The organism is Parundibacterium terreum, from assembly GCF_014636315.1.
Lineage (GTDB): Bacteria > Pseudomonadota > Gammaproteobacteria > Burkholderiales > Burkholderiaceae_D > Undibacterium > Undibacterium terreum.
On record NZ_BMED01000004.1, the window covers coordinates 227,853 to 241,381 of the forward strand.

The following is a 13,529-nucleotide window of genomic DNA, read 5'->3' on the forward strand; positions in this document are numbered from 1 at the left end:
TCTGTGGCAGAAATCTCACTTTCTGCGGCAAAAATCTCAGCTTCCGTGGCACTTTACGTAATTTGGGGAGGGCTGGTCAATGAGGCCTGGAATTCTTCTGTAATTTCGCGAGAATTCAAGCAAGGCGAAGATATTAACGCCAACTATGATGGTGTCAGTGCCAGGAAAAAAGCGCAAAAAAATCTTGTGCATTTGCACTGCGCCTTATTCCTCTATCTAGAGTTCATCCGTTAGTGCAAAAACTTATTGAAGATAAAAAAGGTAAATAAATGAAAATCGCCGTTATTTCACGCTCAGGCAACGTTGGAAAATCTACCATTTCCAGGCAATTTTTAGCACCTAGATTGAATGCAAAGTACATTCTAATCGAGACAGTGAATACAGATCGCACGGAAGCAATACGGCTTCGCGGAAGGGAGTTCCAGGTACTTCTAGATGTGATGGCGGTCGAGGACCATGTTGTTGTCGATGTTGGCACCAGTGAGGTCGAAGAATTTTTCTCCCAGATGAAAAATTATCAGGGAAGTCACGAAGACTTTGATTTATTTATCATTCCTACAGTATCGGCGTTGAAACCACAGCGCGACACAGCTAAAACAGTATTCGATTTGATCAAGATGGGTTTTAAAGAGTCCAATATCCGTATTATCTTTAATATGGTGGGAAGCTCGGATGATGTGACCGAGGTTTTCAAAGGTGTATTTGACCTGGCGAAAGAATTCCCAGGTCTAAAATTAGATGCGGAAGTCAAGATTTTTACCAACGACCTGTTCCCCCAATTGGAGGAAAAAAACGTCACTATTGATAACATCCTTGCCGACGCCACTGACTACAAAGCATTGATGAAATTGACGGAAGATCCGTCTAAGCGTCGCGCGTTGAGTCAACGTCGTAACATAAAACTGCTAGCCCACGGTTTGAGTGACCATCTCAATACTGTTTTCGGAAAACTTATAGTGTAGCCATCACGCTTTCACGTTGGGCTGCCTGAAAATTAAAGCGCACTATGATTATGCGTGTTCATTTGCATCTAAAATTGACTCACTATTTCAGTAAAAAACGTTTGCAATTATTGATTTGGCACTACAAAGCGTTAAAAATCAATCAGTTGCAAATTGACTTGCCAAGTCAACGTGACATTTTATATTTGCTTTCTAGCGTGCATCGAACTCATTTCAAAATTTTTAAAATTCTCTCAACGCTAGGGTAAGTCAGCCATAGAAGGCAAACGGCGACTATTTCGGTCAAATCCTTGCTACGCCGTATTCCGTTACTGCGCACCCACAAAGAGCGGCTGACGGTTGTAATTGAAACTATATATGCGCAAACCACGAGGCATATAGCTTGATCAATGTCCGACCGGTCTAGCGATTCAGTTTTTCTGCCGCGCTCTTTTTCTACGATTGCAGTAATAACGGGCTTACGCGTCAAGTAGTAAAGGCGCACGTCAAAATTTTCTATACTTCCGGCAAACGGAAAAAATATCGGTCTCTCTTGGGCGTGTAAAACAGCCGCGAATTGGCAATTCCAAATGAAACATATGCCGAGTTTCATCGTCGGGGTTTTCGTTATATGACATGTGTCAGTGACGTATTCGAAAACTGTATATAATCAGCCAATTCGTGGTCACCAGTAGAAGGATATGTCGGTTTATAAGATTTCCTACGCAAACAAAGGAAAATTCGAGCGTATCAAATTTGAGCATGAGTGTAATTACCCTCTATCCCACTATGAAATCGTTTGCATTGCGGCGCGCCATAAAATGCAGAGCGAAATCGTCGCGATAGGATTAATGGCTCCCCCGGACACTCCGGAACTATTGGTGCAAACCAACGTCCAGATTATGGACCTGGCCGATATTGAGTTTGTTGAGTTTATTATTGAAGGGACAACTCACATTCAATGCGTGCCATCTGTTTGGCGCATCGGGTCGTACGTAGTCGATGATATTCCAGAATTTAACCCTACTCGACCTTGATGAATCACGACTGAACGCGATTTCTAATCATTCTCCTTGAAGCGACTTTATGTCGCTTTTGATAGCCCCGGCGCTTAGTTGACCCGGGGCTTTTTCTTTTTGTTCTCTGATAGTCCCGCAGTGGGTAAGGGAGCCAGTGAGGTTCATGAATTTGGCGTAAGCAGATACCACGGCGAATATCAATGAATTCAATACGGCTGCCATCGTTATCAATAGCATTTTCTTTGATCAAAGCGTTGAAGTGAAAAAAATCAGAATTGCCGTCACGGCGCAGACGACTCACGCCAACGAATAATAATTTTGGTTTGCTACTGCCAAAACCGGGTTGCGACATGAAAAACGGATGAGAAACTGGATTTAGCAGTAACCGAGTTGAACAACAATTTTTTCTAAAGGCAAACCTGTGAAAACAAATCTGACACTGATCTCAATCGCATCTTCTTTGGTATTGACTGCCTGTGGTGGCGGCTCAACCGGAGCAACAAGTTCGGTAACTCCTCCTGTCTCTACTCCTGGTGTTACCCCTGCAAATCTGCAGACAACGGTACCCAATCCGACGTACGCTACAAATTCAGTGCAACTGCAGACGTTCACTGAGCTCAATGCATTTCGCGTTGCCGCTGGCTTGGGAAAAGTGGCTCAGTCTGCAGCACTTGATAGATCTGCGCAAAACCACGATAACTACATGGTTCTGAACCAGATCTATTCTCACTTTGAAGACGCGGGGAAGCCAGGCTTCACTGGAGTTGACCCGCAATCGAGGGGAGGCTTTGTGTCTTATGGAGGTTTGGTCGGCGAAGCTTTGTCTTTCAGCACGGGGTGCGCGGTTTCTCTTACTGCAATCGAATGCCTGAAAAGTACCGTCTATCACCGTTCCATTCTGCTGGATCAAAGCATTAAGGATGTGGGAATCGATTTCGCACGTGGTTTGATGAATGCCGTGACAATTGATGTTGGTTCAGTCGGTGTTGGTCAAAATAACTCCTCTGACTTTGTGACGGTCTACCCTCTGGATGGCCAGACGAATGTTCCACTGTATATGTCCCAAGAGGCTCCGGACCCCACACCAGACGTGCCCGCAAATCCACAAGGGGGGCGAGATTTTGCGTTATATACCACCTATCCGATTTCAGTGAACTCCGCCCGTGGAACAACAATCTCAGTGACGAGTTTTACTGTAACGGAAAATGGCAACAATGCGCCTCAGGATTTACGTATTCTGACGGCAAAAAATGATCCTAACAGGCTACTGGCACAAAATGAAGTGTATGCGGTTGGGAAGAAGGCATTTGCCCCAAGTACCGATTACTCCGTCCATTTTTCAGGTAGCGTGAATGGTAAAGCAATAGACTTAGCTTGGTCGTTTAGAACCACCGCACGGTGAGGCATCTCAAGCAGTTGTTTCAGAGGCCCCGCTGGATTTGTTGGCGCCAAGTGGGTTGACATATTCCGGCAAGCTGCAGATGGTTCTGACGCAGTAATAAGGTCACTGCGGCCGAGAGGGGCGACGGTTTAGAGTGGACCAATACCCAGTTTTGGATCACTGCCAAATGGATGGGGCGCATGGGTAAAATTATGAGTCCATGCGCGCGGCGTTTTGAAAGAACTGGCTACGGCCGCAGTCAGTTACCTGACAAAAAAGCCGCCCGAGGGCGGCTTAAAGAAATTCAGGAAACTATTATTCTTTGCGATGACGCGCTGCTGCCAGGCCCAACAAGCCGATGCCAAACAGAGCCAGTGTCAGTGGCTCAGGAACATCGCTCGAGACAACAGTCGTATTTACTGTGAAGTTTTGAGTGTTCAAGGCAGAATTTCCACCGTTCCAAGATGCCCAAGAGAAGTTGGCTTGACCCCAGCCCGACGCGTCATGGCTCCAGAAATTCGTTGCTATGTCATATGTGCCGAAACCAACCAAGGAGGACAGACCGAGTCCAACGATGCCTTCGGACGGAGCTTCTAAATCGAATGAGGTCAACTCATTTAACGTCAGGACACCATCGTTATTAATGTCGGTGCCGGCGAAGGAGCCGCTTAGGTAGACCTGATTGTTACTTTTCAATATTCCCTGATAGTCCACGATCGTTGCATTGGCTGCTAGCGATGTGGCTGCCAACACGGACGCCAGAAGAACGGACTGAGTTATTTTAGATATGAACATTGTATTAATCGTTTCGGAGGTTGATGAGTGAACTTATTTTACAGACAGCAATATTGGTGCCAGGAAATCTAAACCTTTTGCTTTCAAGCACTTACAAATTCGGCGTCAAAAAAATGGGAGAGTTTGTAAAATTTTTCGACATCAATGTTAAAGACTCCGACAAATCGATAAATGATCGGGTTTGCCCTCTAAATTGTTTTTAATATGCTAATTTTGTTATGTTTTGAGGGTGTCACCGTGAAAGCAAAGATTGCTAAGCCCACGGCAATGCCACTAACCGGCCAGCATTGTTTAATCCCTGTCCTACGCAGCACTAACCCTAGGGAGCTGGGCAGTCTAGTTCCCCCCTTGCAGACGTGACATTAAGTATCAGCAGTGATGTCATAGGCGCGGCGCCAATGACCTCTTGTGCATTCGGCGTGAAAAGCGATGAATTCGTGCATGATTACATTATGTCCGGCGACAAGGTGCTGGTCGACACGGCAGGAAGGTCTGGTCAAAGAAATCCAATTATTGGTTCATGAAGCAATAGCTGGCAGTTGATGCTGGTTTTCGATTTCTAGGAAGTGATGGACTGGGGCGTTGTAACCTGGACAATCCGCAAGCTCTGTACAGCAGCGTATAGGCCGTGCAACATGAAAATTGATAGGAATCGGACGTTTTCGGACGGGTTAGCGAAACCCTCATATTGCGATGGACCATAAATAGGTACCTCCCGCGAGATAATTAGATGTCAATTGTTCATTTGCAATTTTTTTGCAATAACGCACAGCCTTATGCGAAAATTTATCATTTTATTAATTGAACTATTATGGCTATATATCTTGATACTCCGCGAGCTTGGTCGCAGTTTCTGGTGGCAACGGTGTCTTGCTTAGCATTGGTTGCTTGCGGTGGGGGCGGTAGCAGTAATAGCCCGGCTCAAAGTGTATACACGCTAAGCACTAGCGTGAGCAATCTCACTGTAACTGGGCTGGTTTTGACGGATGGCGCAGAAATTGTGCCCGTGCCGGCGGGCGGTACCAACGTAACGTTTCAGAATAAATTAAACAGCGGAGCTTCATATTCGGTCACCATAGCGAAGCAACCGGCCGGTTTCACCGATATTTGTACGCTGAGCAATGGATCGGGGACAGCAGGCTCGTCGAATATCTCAGCAATTTCGGTACGTTGTCAGCCTGCGCAGGCTGCCGTGTCAACATTTGCGGGCGGTGCTCCAGATCATACGAGCAATGGCGCCGGCTCTGCGGCTGGGTTTCGGGCTCCTACTAAAATAACCGTAGACGTGGCAGGCAACGTCTATGTTGCGGATACCCACTCTATACGGAAAATAACCTCCCAAGGTCTTGTCACCACTTTGGCCGGCGGCCTCATCGCCGGCAACGCAGATGGTGTTGGTACAGCAGCCTCATTTGATTACATTTTCGGTTTGGCTACTGATGTCTCAGGAAACGTTTATGTGGCCGATTACTTTAACAATAAAATTCGTAAAGTTAGTCCAGCAGGTGTTGTAACGACCTTTGCAGGCAGCGGTGTCCAGGGCAAGTCTGACGGTCCAGCTGCAGTCGCCAGTTTTTTCGGACCAACGAGTATCGCAATCGATAGCCATGGCACGATATACGTGTCGGACAGCCAAAACGGTTTAATTCGAAAAATTACATCGGAGGGGGTAGTTTCATCTCTGGCTGGTAGCGGGCATTTTGGAAATGTCGATGGTACAGGTACCAGTGCCAGTTTTGGATCAACACTGAGTATCGCCATCGATAAATCCGACTACTTGTATGTTAGTGACGAAGACAATAATTCGATTCGCAAGATTACGCCGACAGGCGTCGTGACGACATTCTCGGCGCTGATTGGTTTTGATCATCCAGGCGGACTGACGCTTGATGTGGATGGGAACCTTTTTGTCGCCGATATCATGAATCAGCAAATCAAAAAAGTCACTCCTGCAGGACTCGTTTCGACACTTGCCGGACGGGGGCCAGGGTTAAACACTGATGTTGACGGTATTGGGATCGCTGCGAATTTCTATCTGCCTGTTGATATCAGTAGAGATACTTCCGGCACCCTTTATGTTGTTGATGCAGGTGCAAACCTGATCCGCAAAATTACTGCGCAGTAAGCAGGGGTAGGAAAATAAGGTGGGTGGTCTCTCCGACGAGAGCCCAGCTATTTTTTAAATTAGATAGTTGCGCCGTAAGTGCCTGATTTGTGGGTAAAGTACTGTTGAACAATTCTAACTATTCCTAACTTAATCGCAAGTTGGGAGTCGAATGGAACACCCTTAAGGAGGATTAAATGTCGCTTGTCGCCTCGTGGCAATGCGCAGTGATCAACAAGGGGCGTGCTAGCAGTGTTTCATGACTGACGTGACTACTAATTTTCCTCTGTGGTGTTTCTGTGTTTTAGAATTGAAAGAAAGCGCCGCCATCAATAGCTTTCAGTGAAACTCTGTAATTAGATGGATTTTTTGTCGCGTCAAACAAGTGGGTAGCGACTGACTGGCTGAGCCGTCCTTTCAATCTGGTGCTTGCCCGGTAACGGGCCTATGAGTCTCCTGATGTACGGGGTAAAGTCCACAATCTAGGCCACGAAAGCATCCATAGGGTAAGACTCCAGGGAGAGAAATTGTCTCTCCCCGAGGTGTATATGATTTTAAGCACATGCGGCCGATATTGCATTCTTCCTATTCAGGTAAATATGTCTGCGCGCCTTTGGTCTGGCGGATTACCTGCAACGCAGCTGCTTCTATGCAAATACCGATTTCTTTCTCAGGCCTGACCCACGCTACACCATTCCTTTCACTATAGATTTTCCAGAGGTATTGGATTTCCTTGAGCGTTATTTCAACTTCCAGCACGTCGAGTATGCTGCGAATGGAGGTGCAATCGGCACGATAATTGTCAACAAGAGGCTCGAGATCCTGTGACTTGAGAATTGCTGTAGCCATATCGATATTGGTCATGCAACGGCCGGCGCGATCAAGCGTGGCATTGGTGCCGAAAGTGCAGTAGTAAGCGGACATGACTTCGATGCGATGATGGCCCATTGCTTCGCTGAGTCTTGCGAGCCGGACTTTCATATCTGCCTTTGGCATTTGACCTTTTGTGCCGCCGATACTTGGGGGAATGATGCCATGGACCGGCGCGTTGTTTTCTGCGAACTGTGCCCGGAGCGAATGGCCGGAAACGCCGAGCTTTGCTTTGGTGATGCCGAGTTTAGTCATGGTATTTTGATATCGCGATAGGTTTTCTTTCAACGTTGCCCTTTGCCCGCTGCGGGTAGTGGGCCATCCCATCGCCTCATTTTTACCGATGTTTGCTTTGACTAGTTCGAGGATTTCTTGTTGAGAACTGATCATTTTGACAATATGGCGCTCGCGCCCTCCTTTTCCGTGTCCATGGAAAATCGCGAAGTACTGTTCGAAGTCTTGGTGATGCGGTTTGCACTTGAGCACTTCTTCCCGGCGCAGGCCGAACGCGAGCTCCATCCTTAGCATGAGTCCAAAGCGGTGATCATAGCTGTCGGCTTTTTTTAGTATTTCGTCAATGTTGATGTTGTTGCCGGTCAATGACTTTGATTCTTTGGCGGCGGCGTTGACCTTCATCAGCGGCCGCTGTTCTTGACTTGCGTATTCATACTTGCCTTTGACCATAGTGGGCTTCCCAATCCATGTGGCGAAAATGCGGAGGTTGCTGATGTGGCCTTCAATCGTCTTCGCTCTTAGCTTTTTGTCGACGAGCCAATATTGAACTAGGGCGCGTATGTGTTTTTCTGTGAGGTTTGTTGCGTCTTGAAGTCTGTATCCCAGCTTTTCAAGCGAACTGAAACTCCCGGAGATTGACTCCATACGGGCGTTGACTGTCCTGGCGGACGCTACCCGGCCATTCATGCGAACATGAGTATGTTCTTTGAAGACTGTGCCTAGGGACGTTGTTAATTGTTTGTTCATCGTGATTCATCTTTCCTCGTTAAGTGGGGACTTACCAGATCCTCTTTTTGAGGCGCTTTGGTATGCCTACGCAAATGGTTTGCCTTGCTGTTACTGCAGTACTGCTGTGGGGCGGCGGCCTTGGCGGGCTAACGTAAATATATTGGGGGTTTAGTGTTGTATTGCCAAATGCCACTTCTACAACACTCCAGCTGGTTGCCTTTGCTGGTTGCTTGTCTTGCTGCTGACAAGCGCCGAACTCTTCGCGGTTTCTCGCGATGCATTGTCTGGTTTGCAACTTCCCCAGACTTGGTAATGCATATACCTAGATTTCTACTTACTCGACCGTAGACGAGCGCTGATTGCAGACTGGCAATGTGAAAGATTCACCCTTGCTTCGCCTACTGTCCGGCATGTGGACTTACAGCTTTTGTATTGCCTTTGATTTCAATTTTGGTTTGGCTTGAAAGCCAATTTGAGGGTATGAGGATGAATCTCGATGACGCTTAGGGAATAGGCGATGTCAGCCTAGCAAGGGGTCTTGCAGCGACCGGTTTCTGTCGTTTTTGAATTATGCTTAGTTTTTATATTGTGCTTTGTGTTTTGGTGCCGCGACTAATGGGCACGAACGCAATTATTTAGACGAACTCTAAAATTATTTGGGAAATGTTATGTGCGTAAAGCAGCCGAATGGCTATATTTTGAATAACAGTTGGGAGACTGTTTCGTTCTCAATGCCTAACGTGGGCAAGTGAAAAGATTTGAGCAATTAAACTCTCCAAAAATTTATTTTGGGGAGTTAAGTAATTTCGTGTAATTCGCGTTTAACTCAATGCCGAAGATCGACGGTTCTATTAGACATCATGAAGAAAAAAAATTCAAGAGGAAAATTGATGCCGTCACAATTGCATCACATCTTAAAGTCATGACTTTATATGACGAACAGGGAGTTGAGGTGGATAACTACAATTTAATACGAGGCCGTATTTTTTGTCGGATGGGATATGACAATACTCAGCCAAATGCAAAAAAAATTTAAAGCTAGAGATCTCGCAACCCTTAAAGTGTCGTGTTCTCCCGATAACTTGGGAATAGTAGCGATATATTGAAAAATGCTATTTACGTAAAAGCTGCCATCGGTTCAACCCGATGACAGCTTTTAAATTTCACTGACTTTGTTGTGTCTGGTTTATGCAATCAACCCTGTAGTTTCTTTTTCAATAATTCATTTACTTGTGCAGGATTGCCCTTGCCCTTGGTCGCCTTCATCGCCTGTCCCACCAGCGAGTTAAAGGCTTTTTCCTTGCCGGCGCGGTATTCGTCCACAGACTGCTGGTTGGCGGCTATGACTTCGTCGATGATTTTTTCCAGTGCGCCCACGTCGGAAATTTGCTTCAGGCCCTTGGCTTCGATTACCTGGTCTGCCAGCGCCACGTCGGCGGATGGTGCCTGCCACATCGCAGCGAATACTTCCTTGGCGATCTTGTTGGAAATCGTACCGTCAGCAATGCGTTGCAGCAGCAAGGCCAATTGGGCGGCTGTGACAGGGATAGTGGTAATGTCCATGCCTTCGCGGTTCAGCGTGGAAGATACATCGCCCATCAGCCAGTTGGCCGCCTGCTTGGCTTGCGCCACGCCCGCCGCGATGACTACGGCTTCAAAGTACGCTGCCATGGCCTTGGATTGGGTCATGATCATGGCGTCGTACTCGGAGATGCCGTATTGGCTGATAAAGCGCTCGCGCATCGCGCCCGGCAATTCCGGCATGGTCGCGCGCACCTGTTCTATCCATTCCTGGCTGATAGTCAGCGGTGGCAGGTCAGGGTCAGGGAAGTAGCGGTAATCCTGCGAATCTTCCTTGCTGCGCATCGAGCGGGTCTCTTTGCGGTCCGGATCGTACAGGCGGGTTTCCTGGACGACGGTACCGCCGTCTTCAATCAGTTCGATCTGGCGGCGTACTTCGATATTGATCGCCTCTTCCAGAAAACGGAAAGAGTTCAAGTTCTTGATCTCGCAGCGGGTCCCGAATTCCTTTTGCCCGAAAGGGCGCACAGACACGTTGGCGTCACAACGGAATGAGCCCTCCTGCATATTGCCGTCGCAAATACCCAGCCATACGACCAGGGAATGCAGGGACTTGGCATAGGCCACCGCTTCTGCAGCACTGCGCATCACCGGCTCGGTAACGATTTCCAGCAACGGTGTACCGGCGCGATTCAGGTCTATGCCTGTCATGCCTTGGTAGTCTTCGTGCAGCGATTTACCGGCGTCTTCTTCCAGATGAGCGCGTGTCAGTTCTATGCGCTTGACTTCGGACTTGCCGTCTTTTTCCACGACACAGGAAACGTAGCCGCCCTGCACGACAGGAATCTCAAACTGGCTGATCTGATAGCCCTTGGGCAGGTCCGGGTAAAAATAATTCTTGCGCGCGAAGATGGACTCCGGCGCGATATGCGCGCCTACCGCCAGGCCGAACTGTATCGCCTTTTCTACTGCACCCTTGTTCATCACTGGCAGCACGCCAGGCAGGGCCAGATCTACCGGGCTGGCTTGCGTATTCGGCTCTGCGCCAAACTGGGTGGAGGAGCCGCTAAAAATCTTTGATTTGGTTGAGAGTTGTGCATGCGTCTCAAAACCGATAACTACTTCCCATTGCATAGTATCTTTCCTTCTTTTCTATTCTGTCGATTCAACGCCTGAGTTTCAATGGCTCGGGCCGCAGGATATCAATGTGTTTCTTTATTCGTCGTAGTGACAACTGCCGGTCTTGGTATTTACCGTCAGCGCCGTAAAATTATTTCTTGAGCCGCACAGCACTGCACAAGTCGGCTTGATCTGCAATTCATCGCCGTTGCGCTCCAGGCGTATGCTGCACACATTGCCACGCTCCGTGTCATAGCCGCGGGCGGCGCGGGCCGCCATGGCATTTTTCAAGGTGATGCGCCAGCCTTTGTCGGTCACCTCAGCTTGCGCGCCATCGTTTTCGTCTATACTGCAATCGAAGCCGTGCGTGCTGCGAAACAGCGAAGATTCCCATTGGAAGGCTTTGATCTTGTCGCCATCCAGTTTGATCTTGCCCTGGTCCGCATAATTGACACGCTCGCCGTCACCGTCTTCCTTGCGGATATCGCTGCAAGAAAAGCTGGTATCTAGGGTTTGCGCCCATGCACTGCTTGCAGCAAACCCGGCGATACTCGCCAGGCTGCAGGCCAGGATCAGGTGTGGAAGGCGGCGCAGGTGTTTCATACAGGCGACTTCAAGTGCCAGTCTGTCGCTTGTTGGAACTGGTGTGCGACATTCAGCAACTTGGCTTCTTCAAAATAATTGCCGATCAATTGCAAGCCTACCGGACGTTTTGCATTCTTTTCACCCTGGCCGAATCCGCAAGGGATGGACATGCCCGGCAATCCAGCCAGGCTGGTGGACAGCGTGAAAATATCGGCCAGGTAATTGGCGATAGGATCGTCTGCCTTGTCGCCCAGATCCCAGGCCACGGTTGGCGCCACCGGCCCCATGATCACGTCGCATTGCTGGAATGCGGCCTGGAAATCTTGCGCGATCAGGCGGCGTATCTTTTGCGCCTGCAGATAGTAGGCATCGTAGTAGCCATGCGACAGCACATAGGCACCGACCAGGATGCGGCGCTTCACTTCATTGCCGAAACCTTCTGCGCGCGACTTGCGGTACATATCGTTCAGGTCTTTGTAATCTGCTGCCCGGTGGCCGTAACGCACGCCGTCAAAGCGGCTCAGGTTGGATGAGGCTTCGGCCGGTGCAATCACGTAGTACACGGGGATGGACAGCTCGGTTTTCGGCAAGGAGATATCGACCAGCGTAGCACCCAGTTCTTCATACTCGGCCAATGCAGCTCGCACTGCTTGTTCCACATCCTTGGCCAGGCCGGCGCCAAAGAATTCGCGCGGCACGCCTATGCGCAAGCCCTTCAAATCCTTGTTCAGGTCGCGGGTAAAGTCTTCCTTGGCGCGTTCTATGCTGGTGGAATCCTTGGGGTCGAAGCTGGTCATTGCATTGAGCAGCATGCCGCAGTCTTCCGCCGTCTTGGCAATAGGGCCGCCCTGGTCCAGCGACGAGGCAAATGCAATCATCCCGTAGCGCGATACGCTGCCATAGGTCGGCTTGATACCGGTCACGCCGCAGAAGGATGCGGGTTGGCGGATGGAGCCGCCGGTGTCTGTGGCGGTGGCGGCTGGCGCCAGGCGTGCCGCAATTGCTGCCGCAGAACCGCCGGAAGAACCGCCCGGTACGGCTGTCAGATCCCAGGGGTTTTTCACCGGACCGAAATAGGAATTTTCATTGCTGGAACCCATAGCGAATTCGTCGCAATTCAGCTTGCCCAGCGTGACCATGCCGGCCTTGTTGAAATGCTCGACAACCGTCGCATCGAATGGGCTGGTGTAATTTTCCAGCATGTGCGAGCCGGCCGTGGAGCGCCAGTCGCGTGTCACGAAGATATCCTTGTGCGCGATCGGGATGCCGGTCAGCGCAGTGGCGTCGCCATTGGCCAGGCGCAGGTCGGCAGCGGCGGCCTGCTGCAGTGTCAATGCCGCGTCAACGTGGGTGAAGGCGTTCAGGCCGCTGGCCTGGATGCGGTCCAGGAAGTGCTTGGCCAGCTCGGTGGCGGAGATTTGTTTGCTTTGCAGCAGGACAGACAATTCTTTTAAGGTCTTGGTATGCATACCGGGGTATATCCTTGCAATGGCGTCTTTTCTGATCGACGCTGGTTTTCTACCGTGTTTGATCGCTCAGCAATAAAATTGCTGTTTTTATAGCTGTTTTATTGCCGTTTACTCTATGACTTTCGGCACCAGATACAGGCCGTCCTGCGTCGCAGGGGCGGGGCGCTGGTAGTCTTCGCGGCGATTATTTTCAGTGACCACGTCTTCGCGCAGGCGCAGGGACAGTTCCGGCATCAGCGCGGCAATCGGGTGGCTCAATGGTTTGATGCCGGTGGTATCCACGGCTTTCATCTGTTCAACCAGGGAAAAAATACCATTGAGCTTGTCCAGCGTAGAAGCGGCTTCAGCCTCGGAAAGTTCAAGTCGCGCCAGGTTGGCGATTCGTTTCACATCGGAAAGGTCAAGTGACATGATGGGATCTTTTTGTAAGTAAATGCTAAAAAGCGGGTAATGCTGGCAAAATTGCTGAAAAATCGCTGATCAATCCACTATTTTAGGTGTTTTGATCCGCTAAATTTATATAGATTATAAGGTAGAATGACGGGTTAATGCCCTTACAGGGGTGAATAAGCTACTGCGCGCCATGATCTTGGGCCTGCGATGCTCGTCGTACTTTAGTACGACTGCGCTTCTTAGCCCAAGCTCAAGACGCTCGCTACGCTTCTTCCCGCCCTTTTCATCCGTAATCAAAGTGTTTCTGTAAGAGAGATTGCGGGTGTTTGGGGCGATTGCAAGACCCTATTTCTAAAAATTTAATGCTCG

12 protein-coding genes are annotated in these 13,529 nt (G+C 49.2%); 5 read left to right on the forward strand and 7 right to left on the reverse strand.

Translation table 11 applies throughout. The features are described from left to right. Window positions 1-3 precede the first annotated feature (3 nt). The 3 genes from IEW12_RS19440 (at window position 4) to IEW12_RS19450 (ending at window position 1,978) form a co-directional block, all read left to right on the forward strand. Window positions 4-234, forward strand: a complete 231-nt coding sequence (locus tag IEW12_RS19440) for a hypothetical protein (RefSeq protein ID WP_188567764.1) — start codon at window positions 4-6, stop codon at window positions 232-234. Window positions 235-269: 35 nt separating this feature from the next. Then, window positions 270-962 (forward strand): StbB family protein, encoded by a 693-nt coding sequence (gene stbB, locus IEW12_RS19445; protein WP_188567765.1) that lies wholly within the window; start codon window positions 270-272, stop codon window positions 960-962. A 680-nt stretch (window positions 963-1,642) separates the two neighbouring features. Continuing rightward, window positions 1,643-1,978 carry a hypothetical protein gene (locus IEW12_RS19450; protein WP_188567766.1) on the forward strand — a complete coding sequence of 112 codons (336 nt, stop codon included), beginning with the start codon at window positions 1,643-1,645 and terminating at the stop codon, window positions 1,976-1,978. 4 nt (window positions 1,979-1,982) lie between these two features. Here IEW12_RS19450 and IEW12_RS19455 read toward each other — a convergent pair whose 3' ends face one another. Continuing rightward, complete coding sequence (locus tag IEW12_RS19455; RefSeq protein WP_188567767.1) at window positions 1,983-2,312, reverse strand: hypothetical protein; 330 nt, start codon at window positions 2,310-2,312, stop codon at window positions 1,983-1,985. A gap of 69 nt (window positions 2,313-2,381) precedes the next feature. Between IEW12_RS19455 and IEW12_RS19460 the strand changes: the two genes are divergently transcribed. Then, entirely contained in the window at window positions 2,382-3,362 is a 981-nt protein-coding gene (locus IEW12_RS19460; protein ID WP_188567768.1) for a CAP domain-containing protein, read from the forward strand. A 294-nt stretch (window positions 3,363-3,656) separates the two neighbouring features. On the opposite strand, the gene IEW12_RS19465 is transcribed toward IEW12_RS19460, so the two are convergent. Then, window positions 3,657-4,136: a PEP-CTERM sorting domain-containing protein gene (locus IEW12_RS19465; protein WP_188567769.1), complete on the reverse strand. Its 480-nt coding sequence runs from the start codon at window positions 4,134-4,136 to the stop codon at window positions 3,657-3,659. Window positions 4,137-5,085: 949 nt separating this feature from the next. Between IEW12_RS19465 and IEW12_RS19470 the strand changes: the two genes are divergently transcribed. Continuing rightward, window positions 5,086-6,261 carry an NHL repeat-containing protein gene (locus IEW12_RS19470; protein WP_188567770.1) on the forward strand — a complete coding sequence of 392 codons (1,176 nt, stop codon included), beginning with the start codon at window positions 5,086-5,088 and terminating at the stop codon, window positions 6,259-6,261. Window positions 6,262-6,825: 564 nt separating this feature from the next. Here IEW12_RS19470 and IEW12_RS19475 read toward each other — a convergent pair. The 5 genes from IEW12_RS19475 to gatC all read right to left on the reverse strand — a co-directional run bounded on the left by IEW12_RS19475 (window position 6,826) and on the right by gatC (window position 13,178). Further along, window positions 6,826-8,091: an integrase domain-containing protein gene (locus tag IEW12_RS19475; RefSeq protein WP_188567771.1), complete on the reverse strand. Its 1,266-nt coding sequence runs from the start codon at window positions 8,089-8,091 to the stop codon at window positions 6,826-6,828. A gap of 1,176 nt (window positions 8,092-9,267) precedes the next feature. Further along, on the reverse strand, window positions 9,268-10,728 hold the full coding sequence (gene gatB / locus IEW12_RS19480) for an Asp-tRNA(Asn)/Glu-tRNA(Gln) amidotransferase subunit GatB (RefSeq protein ID WP_188567772.1): 1,461 nt from the start codon (window positions 10,726-10,728) through the stop codon (window positions 9,268-9,270). An 81-nt stretch (window positions 10,729-10,809) separates the two neighbouring features. Next, window positions 10,810-11,316 (reverse strand): hypothetical protein, encoded by a 507-nt coding sequence (locus IEW12_RS19485; RefSeq protein ID WP_229751237.1) that lies wholly within the window; start codon window positions 11,314-11,316, stop codon window positions 10,810-10,812. After that, window positions 11,313-12,767 carry an Asp-tRNA(Asn)/Glu-tRNA(Gln) amidotransferase subunit GatA gene (gatA, locus tag IEW12_RS19490; protein ID WP_188567773.1) on the reverse strand — a complete coding sequence of 485 codons (1,455 nt, stop codon included), beginning with the start codon at window positions 12,765-12,767 and terminating at the stop codon, window positions 11,313-11,315. The genes IEW12_RS19485 and gatA overlap by 4 nt, the downstream gene beginning before the upstream one ends. A gap of 108 nt (window positions 12,768-12,875) precedes the next feature. After that, complete coding sequence (gene gatC / locus IEW12_RS19495) at window positions 12,876-13,178, reverse strand: Asp-tRNA(Asn)/Glu-tRNA(Gln) amidotransferase subunit GatC (RefSeq protein ID WP_188567774.1); 303 nt, start codon at window positions 13,176-13,178, stop codon at window positions 12,876-12,878. Window positions 13,179-13,529 lie beyond the last annotated feature (351 nt).

Excerpts from the sequence above, each read along its gene's own strand:
- IEW12_RS19465 (WP_188567769.1), bottom strand. The coding sequence starts at position 4,136 with ATGTTCATATCTAAAATAACTCAGTCCGTTCTTCTGGCGTCCGTGTTG.
- stbB (WP_188567765.1), top strand. The coding sequence starts at position 270 with ATGAAAATCGCCGTTATTTCACGCTCAGGCAACGTTGGAAAATCTACC.
- gatA (WP_188567773.1), bottom strand. The coding sequence starts at position 12,767 with ATGCATACCAAGACCTTAAAAGAATTGTCTGTCCTGCTGCAAAGCAAA.
- gatC (WP_188567774.1), bottom strand. The coding sequence starts at position 13,178 with ATGTCACTTGACCTTTCCGATGTGAAACGAATCGCCAACCTGGCGCGA.
- gatB (WP_188567772.1), bottom strand. The coding sequence starts at position 10,728 with ATGCAATGGGAAGTAGTTATCGGTTTTGAGACGCATGCACAACTCTCA.
- IEW12_RS19450 (WP_188567766.1), top strand. The coding sequence starts at position 1,643 with ATGTCGGTTTATAAGATTTCCTACGCAAACAAAGGAAAATTCGAGCGT.
- IEW12_RS19455 (WP_188567767.1), bottom strand. The coding sequence starts at position 2,312 with ATGTCGCAACCCGGTTTTGGCAGTAGCAAACCAAAATTATTATTCGTT.
- IEW12_RS19485 (WP_229751237.1), bottom strand. The coding sequence starts at position 11,316 with ATGAAACACCTGCGCCGCCTTCCACACCTGATCCTGGCCTGCAGCCTG.
- IEW12_RS19475 (WP_188567771.1), bottom strand. The coding sequence starts at position 8,091 with ATGAACAAACAATTAACAACGTCCCTAGGCACAGTCTTCAAAGAACAT.